Source organism: Ornithinibacillus halotolerans, from assembly GCF_014637405.1.
Taxonomy (GTDB): domain Bacteria; phylum Bacillota; class Bacilli; order Bacillales; family Amphibacillaceae; genus Ornithinibacillus; species Ornithinibacillus halotolerans.
The window spans coordinates 88065-104395 of record NZ_BMEY01000009.1; the positions used below are offsets into that span (position 1 = coordinate 88065).

Below are 16331 nucleotides of genomic sequence, written 5' to 3' on the forward strand. Positions count from 1 at the left end.
TTTCTAGACTCTCTACCAAATCTATTAATCTTCTATGTCTATGTAAATTGTCTATTTAATCTATTACTTTTGTCATAGAAAGTATAGCACCATTAAATGTCACTAGTATTATTGTAGTGTTACAAATAGATTTCAAAAAATATGAGTAGGTACTAAGAGTGGATAAAAAAGAACAGACCATATAACTATGGTCTGTAAAAATTGCCAATCAAAACTGTTCTTCTTCTGTTGATCCACTTAGTGCTATCGTTGAGGAAGTTCCGCCAGATATTACTGTTGCCACTTTATCAAAGTAACCTGTTCCGACTTCTCTTTGATGTTTCGTAGCAGTATATCCATATTCCTCACTTGCAAATTCATTTTGTTGTAATTCGGAATAAGCAGCCATTCCAGTTACTTTATATTTTCTAGCGAGTTCAAACATACTATAGTTCAATGCATGGAACCCTGCTAATGTTACAAATTGAAACTTATATCCCATTTTAGCCAATTCATCTTGAAAACTAGCAATCTCCTCATTTGTTAATTTCTTTTTCCAATTAAACGATGGAGAACAGTTATATGCTAGTAGCTTATTCGGATATTTTTCATGTATAGCATCCGCAAATTGTTGAGCTTCTTGTAAATTTGGTTCAGAAGTTTCACACCATATTAAGTCTGCATAAGGTGCATATGCTAGCCCTCTACTAATAGCCTGTTCAATTCCCGCCTTAGTTCTAAAGAAACCTTCATCCGTACGCTCGCCAGTTATAAAAGGAGCATCCTCTGGGTCAACATCACTTGTTATTAAATCTGCTGCGTTAGCATCAGTTCTAGCGATAATAAGTGTTGGCGTACCCATTACATCTGCTGCAAATCGAGCAGCAATTAAATTTCTAACTGCTGTTTGGGTCGGTAATAACACTTTTCCTCCAAGGTGACCACATTTCTTCTCCGATGATAATTGGTCTTCGAAATGTACTGCTGCCGCACCTGCTTCAATCATTGCTTTCATTAATTCAAATACATTTAGTTGACCACCAAATCCCGCTTCTGCATCTGCCACAATTGGAACAAACCAATCTATTTCTTCCTTACCTTCTGAAAAATATATTTGATCTGCGCGTTGAAGTGCTTGATTTATTCTCTTAACTACATTGGGTACACTATTAACTGGATACAGACTTTGATCAGGATACATCTGACCTGCAACATTTGCATCTGCCGCTACTTGCCAACCACTCAAATATATAGCTTGAAGTCCAGCTTTCACTTGCTGAACCGCTTGATTTCCAGTTAATGCTCCTAGTGCTTTTACGTAAGAGTCGGCGTTCACCATTTTCCATAGTTTTTCTGCACCTTTTTTGGCAAGGGTATATTCAATATCAATCGAGCCACGTAATTCAATCACATCTTCAGCAGTATACGGACGTTTTATACCATCCCACCTTGTATTCTCTTCCCAATCTATTTGTAATTTTTCAATTCGCTCATTCAGCATCTCTGTTCCCCTCTTTCACTAATTCTTCATATGCAGGCAATGTCAGAAAATCAACAAACTCTTCATTGTACACGAGTTTGCTAAAGATCTCTTTTGCTCGAATAAATTTATCCTTGAAATGAAAATCATATTTAGTTAGCAATCTATCTAATTCCTCATCAATTACCGTATTAACAAAGTCCATTGTGATATTTCTGCCATCCGTTAACTTTCCTTTCGGATGACGAATCCATTGCCAAACTTGGGCTCTAGAAATTTCAGCAGTTGCTGCATCCTCCATTAAATTGTTAATTGGTACAGCACCCCTTCCATTTAACCAGGCAGTAATATATTCTATTCCAACACTAATATTAGTCCGTAAACCCGCTTCTGTAATTTCACCTGGAGGGATTTCTAATAAGTCCTTACTAGTTATCTTGTAATCTAATTTTTTATTTATTTGATTACGTGTAGGCATTTCTTTGTTAAATACATCTCTAACTAAAGCAACCATTCCAGGGTGAGCAACCCAAGTGCCGTCATGACCATCACGTGCTTCTCTTTCCTTATCTGCTCTCACTTTATTAAATGCAGATTCATTAGCACTCACATCATTTTTCACTGGTATTTGTGCTGCCATTCCACCTATTGCTGGCGCATTTCTCTTGTGACAAGTCTCTATAGCCAATCGTGAATATGCTCGCATAAAAGACGATTCCATCGTAACTAAATGACGGTCTGGAAAAATGACATCCATACGATTATGAAACTTCTTAATAAAGCTAAAGATATAATCCCATCTTCCACAATTTAAACCCGCTGAATGCTCCTTTAATTCATATAAGATTTCATCCATTTCAAATGCAGCTGTTATCGTCTCTATTAATACTGTTGCTTTTATCGTTCCAATTGGAATACCCAGCGATTCCTGTGCAAAAATAAATACATCATTCCAAAGTCGAGCTTCTTTGTAATGCTCTATTTTTGGTAAATAAAAGTATGGTCCAGTTCCATTTTCCATTAGTTGTCTTGCATTATGGTAAAAATATAATCCGAAATCAAAGAGGCTTGCTGACATCGCTTCATTTTGAACATATATATTCTTTTCTTCTAAATGCCATCCTCTTGGACGGACGACTAACACAGCTGTCTCTGGATTCAATTTATATTCCTTACCATTAGAAGAAAGGAAATCAATTTGTTTCCGAACGGCATCTCGTAAGTTTAATTGGCCATTGACCATGTTTTCCCATGTTGGAGAAGATGCATCCTCAAAATCTGCCATAAACACATTTGCTCCAGAATTTAATGCATTGATAATCATTTTCCGGTCAACTGGACCAGTAATCTCTACTCTCCGGTCCATTAAATCATCAGGTAAAGGAGCAATCTTCCAGTCGCTATTTCGGATATCTGAAGTTTCTTCTAAAAAACTAAGTGTATGCCCTTCATTAATTCTTGTTTGAAATGACTTTCTATCTTTTAACAGGGTTAACCTTCTACCATTAAATTTTTGATGGAGCTTCACTAAGAATTCTAGTGCACCATCTGTTAAAATGTACTCTTGGTTAGAGATATTCCTTTTACAACTAACTAAGTCAGTAGTTTTCATCCTCGGCCTCCAATTGTTATGATACAGAAAATAATTAATACTTTTGTTCTATAACATAATAATCAAAAAAAATTACTCTTCTCTTTTAGATAAACAATACTCACATTCTAAAATAAATCCTAAATTGTCAACATATACACCACACTCAGGGCATTTCTCTTGTTGTTTTTCCATAACTATCGCACCCCCTTTTATATAACAGTTAACATTTTATAAATTTGTTATGATACAGGATATGTGATTACTCCAAAAATGATACTAACTATTTGTAAAGAAGCATATTCTCCTACACTTCACTTAAAATACATTATAATGGGATACGAAAAGAGGGGACTAGGTTATGAAAAAATTTCAGGTTAGAGGCGGAAGAATATTAAAAACATCGATATCTATATTGTTAACTGCTACCATCTGTGAATTATTACATTGGCCGCCTGTATTTGCAGTAATTACTGCTATTGTTACTATTGAGCCTACCGTGTCCGATTCTATTCGCAAAGGAGTCATCCGATTTCCCGCTTCAGCAATTGGCTCACTTTACGCCGTTATTTTCATTTCACTTTTTGGTAATTCCCCGTTAACCTATACATTAGCAGGTACATTAACGATAGTAACTTGTTACAAACTTAAGCTCCATGCTGGCCTTCTAGTAGCTACAATTACATCCGTTGCAATGGTAGAAGTTATCCATGATCATTTTTTCATATCTTTCTTAATTCGTTTAGGAACAACTACTATTGGTTTAGGAGTCTCGACTCTTGTAAATATGTTAATATTACCACCCAACTATCAGAATAATATCGAAACAGGTATTCATAAATTAAGAGTAAAGGTTGGAGAAGCAATAGCTTTTGTTTTTGAAGAAATAATGGATGATGAGAAAGAAAAGAAGAATTATAATTCAGACAAGCAACTAGAGGAAATAAAACCATTATTTTATAAGATTGAAAAGTATGTTCGTTTTCAAAAAGACGAGAGTAAATATCACCCACTATTGGGACATGACAAAGAAGCATTCAACACCTTGCAAGATCGAATACAATTATTACGTATGATTCATTATAATCTAGTTAATTTAATCAATACCCCGTTAGAATTAACACCTTGGAGTAAGTCTGAAAAGGAACATATTTTAGCTGTCGTATATCAATTCAAGGAAAACTTAGTAGATAGAACTTATCAAGCAGAAGAAAACGATCGAATGCTTAAACAAATCACAGAAATGTTTTGGGAAGATAATGAGGAAATCACAAAAAATAACGATCAATTCCCAACTAACTTCCCCCCAGAATTAATAATCTTATATGAATTAATAACAATAGGTGAGTTAGTTAAGCGCTACTTTAATTATTAAAAAGGATCAAGCACTACAAAGTACTTGATCCTCTATATTATAAGAAAAACACGAATATAATTACTACTAATACAATTCGGTAGACAGCAAATGGTGTTAATTTAATGCGATCAATTAATTTTAGGAAGAACTTTATCGAGATTAGAGCGAATATAAACGCACTAATAAAACCTATAACAAAAAATGGTAATGCTTCTATAGAGAAGTATTGCCAGTTTTTTAATAAGGAAAGAAAACTAGCACCTGCCATAATTGGAACAGCCATAATAAATGTAAAATCGGCTGCAGCTCTATGACTCATCCCCATCAATACACCACCAGAAATAGTTGCACCGGATCTTGAAAAGCCAGGCCATAAAGAGAAACATTGGATGAATCCTACACTTAGTGCCTGCTTGTACGTAATTTGATCAACCGTTTTTGCTGCTGGATTTTTAGATGCATAGCGGTCAGCTACTATCATTAAGATAGCACCAAGCAATAATCCTACAAGAACTGTTTCAGTAGAAAATAAGTACTCATCAATAAAATCTTCAAAAAGTACACCAAACACACCTGCCGGAATTAATCCTACTATCACCTGTGATAGTTTTAGACGCTCTTTATGTGCGGGGATTTCTTTGTTCATTAAACGATTTAACCCTAACAAATCTACAAAACGTTGCCAAAATACAACGACTACTGCTAATATAGATCCAAGCTGAATAACAATTTTAAAAGTATTTGCTGGATATTTCCCTAAAAATTCTTCTGATTTTAACCACATATCATCTACTATGATCATATGTCCAGTTGAAGAAACAGGGGCAAATTCCGTTAAACCTTCCACTAATCCTAAAATTAACGCTTTTAATAAATCCATTAGTTCCATGATAATTCCCCTTTATTTTCTAATCCGTTTGCGTATAAAAATAAATACTAATACAATAAATCCGATTGCAATAGATGCATAAGTAATTGTCGAATATGTCTCCATAAACCCTAGAATAGAATGCCAGTTTTCACCTAGAAGTACACCTATCATGATTAAGATGATATTCCAAATTAATGTCCCAATTAATGTGAATAACAGAAATAGTGTAAAATTCATATTAGACATACCAGCTGGAACAGAAATTAAGCTGCGAATTAATGGTATCATTCGACAAAATAATACCGTCCAATAACCATATTTATCGAACCATGCATCTGCTTTATGAATATCTTCTTTCTTAATTCGAATGATATGGCCCCATCTATCAACTATCTTTTCTAACCGTCCTACATCAATTAATAAACCAATTCCATACAGGATAATTGCTCCCAATACAGAACCACTTGTAGCTGTAATGATGACTCCTACAACGGTTAGTTCTGAATTAGTTGTCATAAAGCCTCCAAAAGGAAGAACAATTTCAGATGGAATAGGAGGAAATACATTCTCCAATGCCATCATGAAGAATATACCAATGTAACCGAATTGCTCCATTATACCTGTAACCCATTCTTGCATATTTTTTTCCTCCACAAATAAATGCTTGTAATTAATCTTGTCCATATAAATATAATCAAGGACTATATCATTTATGCAACTAGATTTATATCCAATATAAAAGGGGTTGATTAATATTAGAAATCAACCCCTACTGATTATATACATTTTTTTACTAATTGGGAACTATATTCGTTCTAAATTTACCATTTGTTTACGAAGTAATTTTAAATCCCTTAGTATTGCTTTTTGAACAGAACTATTTGCAAGAAATTGAATACCATATAAGTTTTCCGAATCCCTTACTTTTTTCCAAACTAACTTTCCTTGGACTGAATATAGTTGCTGGACTATTGTAAAGTGGATAGATATTCCTATTTCATTTTCCTTGTTGACAGGTAATGACAAAGTTGTAGCTATTTTCATTCCACCTAAACTTAAATCAAGCATTTTCCCTGCCCCTTCAGATGTGTTAACAGGGATTCCATTTATTTTATCTATTGTAAAAGTTATCGGAATAGGTTCATCAAATTCAAATCGAAATGCCTCATCCCGTTTATAACGCATATGATGACCCCCAAAATGAATGAATAAATATATTAATTAAATAATAAGGTAGTTATGTTGTTTTTACAATAATTTCTTTTAATTTTTGAAAAATTTACTATTTTAATTTCTTACTATTGCTTTCTTCCTGTAACTCATCTACTAATTTTTCTGCTAAACGACGATAATAATTACTCATGTTTACGAGTGAAGTAATCATTAAAAGTTGTTCGATATATTTCGCATTTTCATCCTCAAATTCAGAAGCTTCCTTTGTAACACCCTTTATACTTTCAGTCACGTCATTTTCAAATCGGTCCGTATTGTACTCTGAAAGTTTTAAATAACTTCTATATAATCTTTCAACATCAAATTCTTCTGAAACTAATTCATTTAACCTATTTAAGGTTATTTTAATATCATTAATAGAAAGCGCACCTTTTAATTGGTAGATTAAACTAATTAATATTAAATGTTTCTTCGTATATTTCTTATTTTCAATAGGAAAAAATAATTTACCTTTTGCATAATTATTAATCATCGTTTTCGTTAACACTTTATCGTCTGGATTTCGTTTTGAATTACTAAATTTATTTTCAAAAATTTGTATTACTTGATCCATATATAGATCTAAATCCGGAATTTCCTCAATTAATAATTGATTATTTAAATTCAAGTCTTCCATCGCTGATTCAATATTTTTCATAAAGTTACCCTCAAAGTCTTTTTATTTTATTATACTAGAGAAACATCCAAAAAGAAAATCTTGACTAGGTGATGTTATCGCTGTATTATTTTAAGTAGTTATCAAAACTACATAAAGAGGTGTTGTAAATATGAACACATATATTCGTGAACCAATAAACGGTTTTACCCATCTTTTTGGAGCTATTGTTTCCTTTATTGGACTTCTAGCTTTAGTAATTAAAGCTTCTATGGAATATGGTTCCCCTATAGTTATTACTGCGGTTATTATTTTTGGAGTTAGCTTAATTTTGTTATATTCTGCATCTGCAACCTACCACATGGTTGTTGCTCGAGACCGTGTGATCGCGTTTCTTAGGAAAATTGATCATTCGATGATTTTTGTATTAATTGCTGGGACATATACTCCTATCTGCCTCATCAGTCTTCAAGGTGTTCTTGGTTGGACATTGTTTTTCGTCATAAATGGACTTGCAGTACTTGGAGTTCTGTATAAATTAATTTGGTTTACAGCACCTAGGTGGTTATCTACCGGATTGTATGTATTAATGGGCTGGCTTGTCGTATTTTTTAGTTCATCTCTTTTTGAAGTTTTATCATTAAATGGAATGTTACTGCTTATTTTTGGAGGGGTTGCTTATACGATAGGAGCGATTATCTATTGGTTAAAGCCGAAGTTCTTAGAGTTTAAGCAAATGGGATTCCATGAAATATTCCACATATTTATCTTAGTTGGTAGTTTATTTCATTTTCTATGTATATACTTTTATGTGTTGTAGAGAGAATATAAATAAAAAGGCACCTAGCTGGTGCCTTTTTATATTAATAAGAAATCATATCTGATAATACGTAGTGATAGACTAATTTTTCTGTATTGATTAAAGATTTTTCATGGGTGCGTTCAAAGGCATGGGAGGAGTCTATTCCCGGGCCGATTAACCCATGGACGATATCATGCCCTGACTTAATTGCTGCTGAGGCATCTGAACCGTAATATGGATAGATATCTAGTTTATATTCAATACTATTATTCTCAGCAAGTTCTACTAATCGTTTACGTAACCCATAATGGTATGGACCACTTGCATCTTTCACACAAATAGAAACGGTATATTCATCTGTAGATTGGCCATCACCCATTGCTCCCATATCAACAGCTAAATATTCAACTGTTTCTGGAGTAATATTGGAGTTTCCACCGTAACCAATTTCTTCATTGTTAGAGATTAGAAAGTGAGTTGTATATGGTAATTGAACATTTTCTTCTTTTAATCTTTTTATTAATTGAAGTAAAATTGCAACACTAGCTTTATCATCTAAATGACGAGACTTAATAAAACCATTATCCGTTATTTCTACACGAGGATCAAAAGAAACAAAATCTCCGACCTCAATTCCAAGTGCACGAATTTCTTCTGCATTCGTTACTTCTGCATCGATTCGCACTTCCATATTTTCTTGATTTCTCTCAGCTTTCCCTGCATCTTTATAAACATGGACAGAGGTTTGTCGCATGAGTATAGTACCTGTATAAACTTTTCCATTTGAAGTATGAATTTCACAATATTCTCCTTCTATTGAGTTATAGCGAAATCCACCAATAAGATCTAATTTTAGACGACCATTACTTTTTACTTCTTTAACCATCGCTCCTAGTGTATCTACATGAGCAGTAAGCATTCGGTGTTCATTGGTATTTGCTCCTGGGATTGTTGCAATTAATCCACCTTTACGATTTCGTTTAGTTTCTACTTGTAGTTTAGTCAAGTACTCTTCAGCAAACTGAATAACTTTTGATGTGAATCCCGTTGGACTAGGGATGGATACTAGTTCTTTTATTAATTCTTTTGTTTCTTGAACATTAGGATACATAGCCAATTCAATTACCCCTTTCGAATATAGATTACTACTATTTTACCGCTATTCTAATAGATTGAATAGAAATACAAACTATTGCCACTTCTACTTTAGCTTTTAGCAGGTTCTCCAAATATAGAACCAATCAGTAATATTAATTATTACTATTATAGTTTTTGAGTCATCAAGCTACGTAATTCCTCTTCATTTGCTATTAAATCCTTTAATGTATATTGATCTAATACGTGATAAAAACTATGAAGGGCCTTGTTTAATACATGTTTTAATGTACACCCAGGTGAAATCACACAATGATTTTCCCCTGTGTTAAAACATTCTAATAATGCAAAGTCACGTTCGATTACACGTATCAATTTCCCTATATTTATCTCCTCTGGATTCTTAGCTAAACGAATCCCGCCTCCTCGACCACGTATCCCTTCTAATAGCTCCAGCCTCGTTAATTCATGAACAATTTTGCCTAAATGGTTGTGCGAAATGTCATAGACATCTGATATTTCTTTTATACTAGCTAGTTCCCCTTGTGGTTTTAAACCTACAAAAATCAATACTCTTAGGCTATAATCTGTATACTTTTTTAACTGCATCATTAATCTCCTTGTTTTCTTCTTCACAATATCGTAACATAAATCGCTTTTCTACTGTTGTTCCGTCGTCCAATTCCAGTATACAATAAAGATGTATTTAAAATACACCTTTAAACAACAAACAAGGAGTGCATTTCTATGGCTACTACTACATTAGGATTAGATCAAGAAACTATTGAAATTGTTAAATCGACTGTACCAGTATTAGAAAAGCATGGTACGAATATTACGAAACGTTTTTATCAGATTATGTTTGAAAATTATCCGGAATTAAAAAATATTTTCAACCTGACCAACCAAAGAAAAGGTGACCAGCCTAAAGCATTAGCTAATGCTGTCTATGCAGCAGCAAAGTACATTGATAATTTAGAAACTATTTTACCTGTCGTGAAGCAAATCGCTCAAAAACATAGAAGCTTGAATATTAAACCAGAACATTATCCAATTGTGGGAGAAAATTTACTTCTAGCAATTAAAGATGTGTTAGGTGATGCTGCAACGGATGAAATTATAACTGCTTGGGAAAAGGCGTATGGCGTTATTGCAGATGTGTTTATTTCTGTTGAAAAGGAAATGTATGATGAAGTAAAAGCATCTCCAGGCGGTTGGGTTGATTTCCGGGACTTTAAGGTTACGAAAAAAGTAGTGGAAAGTGATGTTATCACTTCGTTCTATTTAGAGCCAGTTGATACAAACCCGCTCCCATTATTTAAAGCCGGTCAATACATTACAGTAAAGGCTGAAATCGAAGACCAACCATTTAATCACTTACGTCAATATAGCCTTTCTTGTGCTTCTGGGGAAGGATATTATCGTATAAGTGTAAAACGGGAACAAGCTAAGGATGAGCTTCCTGAAGGTGTTGTGTCTAACTACTTGCATAATCATGTAGAGGAAGGAAGTATTATTCCAATAAGTGCACCAGGTGGGGACTTTATATTGGATCAAGACGATTCAAGACCTCTCGTTTTAATGAGTGGAGGGGTTGGCTTAACTCCAATGATGAGTATGCTAGAAACAACTATTAAAGATAATCCGGAACGTAAAGTTATCTTTATTCATGCAGCACAATCTAGCAATGTTCATGCTATGAAGGACCGTGTAAAAGAAATCACAGCAAATAACCCCCAAGTTTCAAGCTATACTATTTATGACGATCCAAAAGATGGGGATGAATATGACAAATCCGGATACATTGATTTGGAATGGTTACGTACTGTAATTCCAACTAGTGATGCAGCATTTTACTTCTGTGGACCTAAAGGTTTTATGCGTGCTTCATATCATCTATTAAAACAATTGGAAGTACAAGATACTAATATTCATTATGAAATCTTTGGACCTGCAGAAGATATTACAAACTAACATCAACATTAGGAGATATTCCTATTGTTACTCAACAAAACCAGACATTCATCAGATTACTGATTGTGTCTGGTTTTTTCATTAGATTTATAGCCTTTCTAATATGTTTTTTCTCTCCTGTTGAAGATTTGAAAGTTTATGTTGACGGTCTGACAGTTCATCTTCTAACATATTGAGTATCTCCCTCACTTTAGCTAATTGATTATGTACTTGGTCTAGCGAATCATTTATTCTACCCTGTACCATCCAGTCTACAATAAAACCATCAAAGAAAAAGTCTGCAAACTTGAGTAATCCTGAAATATCCATATCAACCTTTATCATCTGGTCAATATCTAGTAACTCCTTCTGGAAGGATCTCATTCTCGTTTGGGCAATATGAATATGATTCGATGCATCATCCATTCTACTATGTTTAATGGCACTAGAAATCATGCCCCCTCCTAGCATATCCCATGTACCCCAATTAGAAGCTGAATTCAGCGAATCTACTGCATTACGAAGAGCCTGCTTCGCATCTTCACCAGCCTCTATTGCTTCATTCAGTTCTTTAATATATGCTTGGATGTCTCCTTCTTGGTCACCAATATGATATAATTCGTCTGCATATCTTGAATTACTGTTCTTAATTAACTGCTCTTTCTGCTCAAGAAGCAATTCATATTCATTTTCACTATTTTCCACTTCTACCAGTTTCCTGCTTAATTCCATCATAGACGCCTCGATCTCAGCTCTTGTTTTTTCTGCTTCTTCTAGCTGAAGCTGAGCAGCAAGCACCTCTCTATTCTCTTTATCTAGTTTTTCATACTTTGTCCCAGAGATAGTAGAGAAGAAATTAGTTATACTGAATCCCTCTAATTTTTTCACATCTGCTTTTTCATCTTTTAATTTCTCTTCTAACTGATGGATAGTTCGTTGGATAGTATCTAATTCCACTTGATAATCATCTAATTGCAACATTAACTTTTTCTTCCGATACATGTCACCTTTAACACGGACAATTTCGTCATTTAATTGTTGGAACAAATAAATCTCCCCCTTATTAGTCTCTATTATGTTCTACGAAAAACTTTAGGAAAAAGTTTCAAGGAGGCAATAGGGGAACTATAGCGTTTATTTCGATATAAAAGAGAAACGCCCCACATTACAGTTATGAAGGGCGTGAAAAAATAGACTATATTTACATGACATCATTACTTACATCATTATTTCTTCCAAAATTAATGTTCTCTTTGCTAACGGAAACTCCAAGTGATTGGAAAGCTTGAACTACATCTTCATATCCACGTTCGATATGTTCTACTCCAGTAATATAAGTCGTTCCTTCCGCTACTATACCAGCGAGAATAAGGGAAATACCAGCTCGGATATCAGATGTATGGACCATTGCTCCTTGTAAATGTGCTTTTCCTTTTACAAAGGCAACTCCGGACCTAACTCGAATATCTGCCCCCATTTTACGTAGCTGCCCAACATGATTAAACCGCTTCGGGAATATTTTTTCGGCTATAATACTTTTACCATGAGCTTGGGTCAATAATGTTGTCATTGATTGTTGTAAGTCCGTTGCAAAACCTGGATACATAGCTGTTCTCACTCTGGAAGCTTTAAGTTTACTACCTGCATATGCAGTTATTTCTTGGTCACCCAATTCTATTTCCAATCCAACTTCTTTTAGCTTAGAAATTAGTGAACCGAGATGTTCAGGGATAACATCCTTTACTGTAATAGAACCGCCGGCAACCCCAGCTGCAATTAAAAATGATCCAGCAATTAATCGGTCAGGGATAACGCGGTGAGTACACCCGTGTAGATGGCTTACTCCGGTAATGCGAATCGTACTCGTACCTGCTCCAGTAACCTTTGCTCCCATCTCATTTAATAACATGGCCGTATCTACTACTTCTGGATCACGAGCTGCATTATATAACACCGTTTCGCCTTTTGCTCGTGTAGCAGCTAACATCGCGTTCATTGTTGCACCAGAAGTTATGGTATCAAAATATATAGTTGCACCTGTTAATTCTTTTGCTTCCACGACATAATAATTTTTGTGATAAGTTAATGTTGCACCCATCATCTCAAATGCTTTAATATGTTGATCCATCGGCCGACTAACAAAATCATCACCACCAGGATAACCTACTGACACTTTTCCATATTTCGCAAGTAGTGCCCCTACAAAATAATACGCAGTGCGGAAAGAAGAAGATTTAACAGGGTCAAAAGTAGTAGAGTGAATTCCTGTTGGATCAATATGAACATCACCTAATAGGTCTCGCTCAATCTTCAGACCAACTTCTTCTCCCATTTTACAAATGACACGGAAATCACCAATGTTTGGTATTCCTTGCAGTGTGACTACTTCATCTGACAGGCATGCTGCTGCAAGTAATGCTAATGAACTATTCTTTGCTCCTGGAATATGAACTGTACCTTTTACCCCTGGTGAATAGTCAACTCGAATCGCCTTCAATACATTCACTCCCTTAAGCTTCTACAAAAATCACTTCTACATTTTTCTTTTCCATTTCTTTTAATTCTTTTTCTGTAGCTTGTTTGTCTGTGATGATTACATCTATTCTGTCCATAGGCACGGAGGAAATAAACATTTGTTGGCTTACTTTTTCATGAGGTGCTAAGCAAATCGTCTTTCTAGAAACCTCTGAAACTCTTCTATGGAATGCCGCGGCCTCTGGTGTCGCTGTACTAATTCCATCTGCGGTAATACCTCCACCAGTTAGAAAGCCTATGTCAAAAGTAAACCTACCAACCATTTCAAGTGCAATAATATCAATCATACTATTGGCGGAATTAGCCCTTAACTTTCCACCTATTAAATAAGATGTAATGTTTTCTATATTCCTTACTGCCTCTGCAATTTTTAAAGAATTTGTTACGAGGGTAAATGGATAACTGGTTGGTAAGTGTTTAATCATTCCATATTGAATTCCAGCACTACCGATAAAAACAGTATCCTGTTCTTTTATAAAAGATGCAGCATACTTCGAAATTTCATCTTGATGACGTGCAGGAGGACTATATCTTTTGGATTCCGGAGAAGGCAAAGTTCTTACTTTTTGATGAGGTGTTATTGCAACAGCTCCACCGTATGTCTTTTGAAGTAATCCTTGCTTTTCCATAATTGTAAGATCTCTTCTAACAGAGTCAATAGAGATATTAAACATATCCGAAAGGTCTTTTGCAATCACTCTACCTTCTTTTTGGATGATTTCCATAACTTGTTGCCTACGTTCTTCAGCAAGCATCGTTCTCCCACCTCTTTAGTCATTGATGTTACATTTATAATATGCATTATCATTCTGTTTTGTCAATAATATATTCATGTTTCTTCATGTTTGTTCCATTTTGTTCGTGTATTGACTATCTTTTTTAGTTACTTTATTTATCAAATTACCCGATAGAACTTACTCTACACAAAAGGTGGCTTAGAAAATTAATAGTTAGACTTAAAAAACAAAAAACACCCCTCTTAATGACGGGTGTTAAATAGTTCCAATTATCCATTGGAAACATATGTTCGATTATGCTACAATAAAAATACAACAGACAAGCTTCACATGAGGGTTGGCGCATGCTCTTTTCTCCTGGAAAGGAGGTGTTGCCATGGATATGTTCGAAGTATTAACGCTGATGATTTCATTCAGCATGTTAATTGCTTTAGTCATTTCCAAAAAAGATTAATTCATCCCTCATGTGCTTTAGCTGGGCCTTGAGGGATTAACTCTCTTTGCGCCACCCCTCTTGCTGGGGCAAATCTGTTGTAGCCGTTCCATGTTACCGCATGGACGGTTTTTATTAGTATATTATTTTCTACATTTATTATAACACGGAATAGGTAATTGTACAGAATTCTCTTACTTTATTATTTACTATAATGATTTATTAAATGAAGGATGTTTCGAACTTCTGAAATAGGAATCTGACCTGGTGCTGACTGATTGACAACAGAAGCAAAAGTCGCTGCAGATCCAAATATTTCACCTGCTAATCTAGAGATTATCCCCATCTTTCCCATTGAGATAGCAATGAATGGACACTCTAAATATTTGGACCTTAATTCTTGTGAAGCATCTAGAAGTGTCACTACATCTTTTGTGTTAGTAGACATCACAGCTATTTTAGGAATATCTGCACCAAGATCTTGCATTTTACATAAGCGTCTTATAATCTCTTCTTTCATTGGTGTTTGTTGAAAATCATGATTAGACATTACAACATACACACCAAATTCTTTCGCAGATGCAACTAGTTCATTTACTGTTTCCTCATCCATATTAAGTTCAATATCAACTAAATCAACTAGTCTTGATTGTATTGCTGTATTTAAAAGCTCTTTATAATACGGAAGGGAAACTTTTTTGTTGCCACCCTCTTCGATAGTTCTAAACGTAAATAATAAGGGAATATCTCCAATTTCACCTCTAATTAATTCAAGTAATCTTTGTACAGAATATAAATCTTCTACAGTACTTAATGAATCAACACGCCATTCGATAATATCTGGGTTAAATTCCATAATGCGTACACATTCATCAATTAGTTTACTTTCTGTTTTTTCCACTAATGGTACGATAACTTTTGGCATTCCCTCTCCAATCATTATATCTCTTACGTTAATAACCTTCATTATTAGTTACTCCCTATCGATTTCACTTATATTCGACTTCGTAAATTGCACCTTTAATAAATAGGCTACATTATATTGTTCTAAATCACTCATATGACTTTCCGGATTTTCAAAAAAGCTAGTAGTAAACCCATAAATTGAATTTTTGTCTGAGTAGCCAATCCCTGCTAGTACAAGTTCACCTTCATTAATTGGAATTCCTTCATCCATAATATTACCCCATGTAGTTGACATGTTTGGAACATTGTCTGGAAAATTTTCATTTCCTGTTCCAGTACCAACGCCACCACTCGTATGTATACCAATATGATAAGTACCTTCATTTTGTTCATCTGGATTTTTTTCAGTAGTGAATACAATCGTTCCCTCTTTTTCCTTTAAGCTTGATCCGATGCTACCAATTTCATTCACAAACTTTCCTGATTCATACTTTTCAATCCAAACAGTTACTCCTTGATAGTCATCCTCAACTTTAAAATCAAATAGAAATGCTTTATCAGATAGGGTATTTAGAATAGCATCTTCTCTATCTGTTAGCTCGGCTTCTTTCACCATATTTATGGTGTTTGATTTCGATTCTTCACATCCACTTGTTACTAAAATAATTAATAGAAGTAATAAAAAAATTATTGCCTTTTTAATTACGAACACCTCCAATTCATTTAACTATTATAAAAGAATGGTACCACATTTCGTTACACAT

General features: G+C 34.5%; 17 protein-coding genes. 4 read left to right on the top strand and 13 right to left on the bottom strand.

The window, feature by feature from the left end:
* Window positions 1-208 precede the first annotated feature (208 nt).
* Both aceA and aceB read right to left on the bottom strand, forming a co-directional pair.
* Window positions 209-1480, bottom strand: coding sequence for an isocitrate lyase (gene aceA / locus IEV35_RS10475; protein ID WP_188384607.1), 1272 nt, complete (start codon window positions 1478-1480; stop codon window positions 209-211).
* A complete protein-coding gene (aceB, locus tag IEV35_RS10480; RefSeq protein WP_188384608.1) occupies window positions 1470-3071 on the bottom strand; it encodes a malate synthase A in 1602 nt (533 codons plus the stop codon). Before aceB ends, aceA begins: the two co-directional genes overlap by 11 nt.
* Before the next feature lie 340 nt (window positions 3072-3411).
* Between aceB and IEV35_RS10485 the strand changes: the two genes are divergently transcribed.
* On the top strand, window positions 3412-4425 hold the full coding sequence (locus tag IEV35_RS10485; RefSeq protein ID WP_188384609.1) for an FUSC family protein: 1014 nt from the start codon (window positions 3412-3414) through the stop codon (window positions 4423-4425).
* Window positions 4426-4462: 37 nt separating this feature from the next.
* Here IEV35_RS10485 and IEV35_RS10490 read toward each other — a convergent pair whose 3' ends face one another.
* The 4 genes from IEV35_RS10490 to IEV35_RS10505 all read right to left on the bottom strand — a co-directional run bounded on the left by IEV35_RS10490 (window position 4463) and on the right by IEV35_RS10505 (window position 7148).
* Window positions 4463-5296 (bottom strand): undecaprenyl-diphosphate phosphatase, encoded by an 834-nt coding sequence (locus IEV35_RS10490; protein WP_188384610.1) that lies wholly within the window; start codon window positions 5294-5296, stop codon window positions 4463-4465.
* A gap of 12 nt (window positions 5297-5308) precedes the next feature.
* Entirely contained in the window at window positions 5309-5917 is a 609-nt protein-coding gene (locus IEV35_RS10495) for a DedA family protein (protein ID WP_188384611.1), read from the bottom strand.
* 165 nt (window positions 5918-6082) lie between these two features.
* Entirely contained in the window at window positions 6083-6463 is a 381-nt protein-coding gene (locus IEV35_RS10500) for a PilZ domain-containing protein (protein WP_188384612.1), read from the bottom strand.
* A gap of 97 nt (window positions 6464-6560) precedes the next feature.
* The gene (locus IEV35_RS10505) at window positions 6561-7148 is read right to left on the bottom strand and encodes a DUF1836 domain-containing protein (protein WP_188384613.1); all 588 of its coding nucleotides are present in this window, start codon (window positions 7146-7148) and stop codon (window positions 6561-6563) included.
* 130 nt (window positions 7149-7278) lie between these two features.
* Here IEV35_RS10505 and trhA point away from each other — a divergent pair, with 130 nt between their 5' ends.
* The gene (gene trhA / locus IEV35_RS10510; RefSeq protein ID WP_188384614.1) at window positions 7279-7926 is read left to right on the top strand and encodes a PAQR family membrane homeostasis protein TrhA; all 648 of its coding nucleotides are present in this window, start codon (window positions 7279-7281) and stop codon (window positions 7924-7926) included.
* A gap of 43 nt (window positions 7927-7969) precedes the next feature.
* Here trhA and IEV35_RS10515 read toward each other — a convergent pair whose 3' ends face one another.
* Window positions 7970-9019: a M42 family metallopeptidase gene (locus tag IEV35_RS10515; protein WP_373284735.1), complete on the bottom strand. Its 1050-nt coding sequence runs from the start codon at window positions 9017-9019 to the stop codon at window positions 7970-7972.
* A gap of 152 nt (window positions 9020-9171) precedes the next feature.
* A complete protein-coding gene (locus tag IEV35_RS10520; RefSeq protein ID WP_188384616.1) occupies window positions 9172-9612 on the bottom strand; it encodes an RrF2 family transcriptional regulator in 441 nt (146 codons plus the stop codon).
* 138 nt (window positions 9613-9750) lie between these two features.
* On the opposite strand from IEV35_RS10520, the gene hmpA reads away from it, so the two are divergent.
* Window positions 9751-10977, top strand: coding sequence for an NO-inducible flavohemoprotein (hmpA, locus tag IEV35_RS10525; protein ID WP_188384617.1), 1227 nt, complete (start codon window positions 9751-9753; stop codon window positions 10975-10977).
* Between the two features lie 87 nt (window positions 10978-11064).
* Here the strand turns inward: hmpA and IEV35_RS10530 are convergent, their stop codons facing one another.
* The 3 genes from IEV35_RS10530 to IEV35_RS10540 all read right to left on the bottom strand — a co-directional run bounded on the left by IEV35_RS10530 (window position 11065) and on the right by IEV35_RS10540 (window position 14246).
* On the bottom strand, window positions 11065-12003 hold the full coding sequence (locus tag IEV35_RS10530) for a coiled-coil domain-containing protein (protein WP_188384618.1): 939 nt from the start codon (window positions 12001-12003) through the stop codon (window positions 11065-11067).
* A 154-nt stretch (window positions 12004-12157) separates the two neighbouring features.
* Window positions 12158-13462, bottom strand: a complete 1305-nt coding sequence (gene murA, locus IEV35_RS10535; protein WP_308419781.1) for a UDP-N-acetylglucosamine 1-carboxyvinyltransferase — start codon at window positions 13460-13462, stop codon at window positions 12158-12160.
* Between the two features lie 4 nt (window positions 13463-13466).
* Window positions 13467-14246 carry a DeoR/GlpR family DNA-binding transcription regulator gene (locus IEV35_RS10540; RefSeq protein WP_188384620.1) on the bottom strand — a complete coding sequence of 260 codons (780 nt, stop codon included), beginning with the start codon at window positions 14244-14246 and terminating at the stop codon, window positions 13467-13469.
* A 364-nt stretch (window positions 14247-14610) separates the two neighbouring features.
* On the opposite strand from IEV35_RS10540, the gene IEV35_RS20460 reads away from it, so the two are divergent.
* The gene (locus IEV35_RS20460) at window positions 14611-14682 is read left to right on the top strand and encodes a putative holin-like toxin (protein ID WP_373284736.1); all 72 of its coding nucleotides are present in this window, start codon (window positions 14611-14613) and stop codon (window positions 14680-14682) included.
* A 181-nt stretch (window positions 14683-14863) separates the two neighbouring features.
* Here IEV35_RS20460 and aroD read toward each other — a convergent pair whose 3' ends face one another.
* Complete coding sequence (gene aroD / locus IEV35_RS10545) at window positions 14864-15628, bottom strand: type I 3-dehydroquinate dehydratase (RefSeq protein WP_188384621.1); 765 nt, start codon at window positions 15626-15628, stop codon at window positions 14864-14866.
* Between the two features lie 6 nt (window positions 15629-15634).
* Window positions 15635-16279 (bottom strand): YgaN family protein, encoded by a 645-nt coding sequence (locus IEV35_RS10550; protein WP_188384622.1) that lies wholly within the window; start codon window positions 16277-16279, stop codon window positions 15635-15637.
* Window positions 16280-16331 lie beyond the last annotated feature (52 nt).

What these genes read in the sequence shown, in the direction of transcription:
- aceB (WP_188384608.1), bottom strand. Translation starts at nt 3,071, where the DNA reads ATGAAAACTACTGACTTAGTTAGTTGTAAAAGGAATATCTCTAACCAA.
- hmpA (WP_188384617.1), top strand. Translation starts at nt 9,751, where the DNA reads ATGGCTACTACTACATTAGGATTAGATCAAGAAACTATTGAAATTGTT.
- IEV35_RS10505 (WP_188384613.1), bottom strand. Translation starts at nt 7,148, where the DNA reads ATGAAAAATATTGAATCAGCGATGGAAGACTTGAATTTAAATAATCAA.
- IEV35_RS10485 (WP_188384609.1), top strand. Translation starts at nt 3,412, where the DNA reads ATGAAAAAATTTCAGGTTAGAGGCGGAAGAATATTAAAAACATCGATA.
- IEV35_RS10520 (WP_188384616.1), bottom strand. Translation starts at nt 9,612, where the DNA reads ATGCAGTTAAAAAAGTATACAGATTATAGCCTAAGAGTATTGATTTTT.
- IEV35_RS10540 (WP_188384620.1), bottom strand. Translation starts at nt 14,246, where the DNA reads ATGCTTGCTGAAGAACGTAGGCAACAAGTTATGGAAATCATCCAAAAA.
- aroD (WP_188384621.1), bottom strand. Translation starts at nt 15,628, where the DNA reads ATGAAGGTTATTAACGTAAGAGATATAATGATTGGAGAGGGAATGCCA.
- trhA (WP_188384614.1), top strand. Translation starts at nt 7,279, where the DNA reads ATGAACACATATATTCGTGAACCAATAAACGGTTTTACCCATCTTTTT.
- IEV35_RS10490 (WP_188384610.1), bottom strand. Translation starts at nt 5,296, where the DNA reads ATGGAACTAATGGATTTATTAAAAGCGTTAATTTTAGGATTAGTGGAA.
- IEV35_RS10495 (WP_188384611.1), bottom strand. Translation starts at nt 5,917, where the DNA reads ATGCAAGAATGGGTTACAGGTATAATGGAGCAATTCGGTTACATTGGT.
- IEV35_RS10500 (WP_188384612.1), bottom strand. Translation starts at nt 6,463, where the DNA reads ATGCGTTATAAACGGGATGAGGCATTTCGATTTGAATTTGATGAACCT.
- IEV35_RS10515 (WP_373284735.1), bottom strand. Translation starts at nt 9,019, where the DNA reads ATGTATCCTAATGTTCAAGAAACAAAAGAATTAATAAAAGAACTAGTA.
- aceA (WP_188384607.1), bottom strand. Translation starts at nt 1,480, where the DNA reads ATGCTGAATGAGCGAATTGAAAAATTACAAATAGATTGGGAAGAGAAT.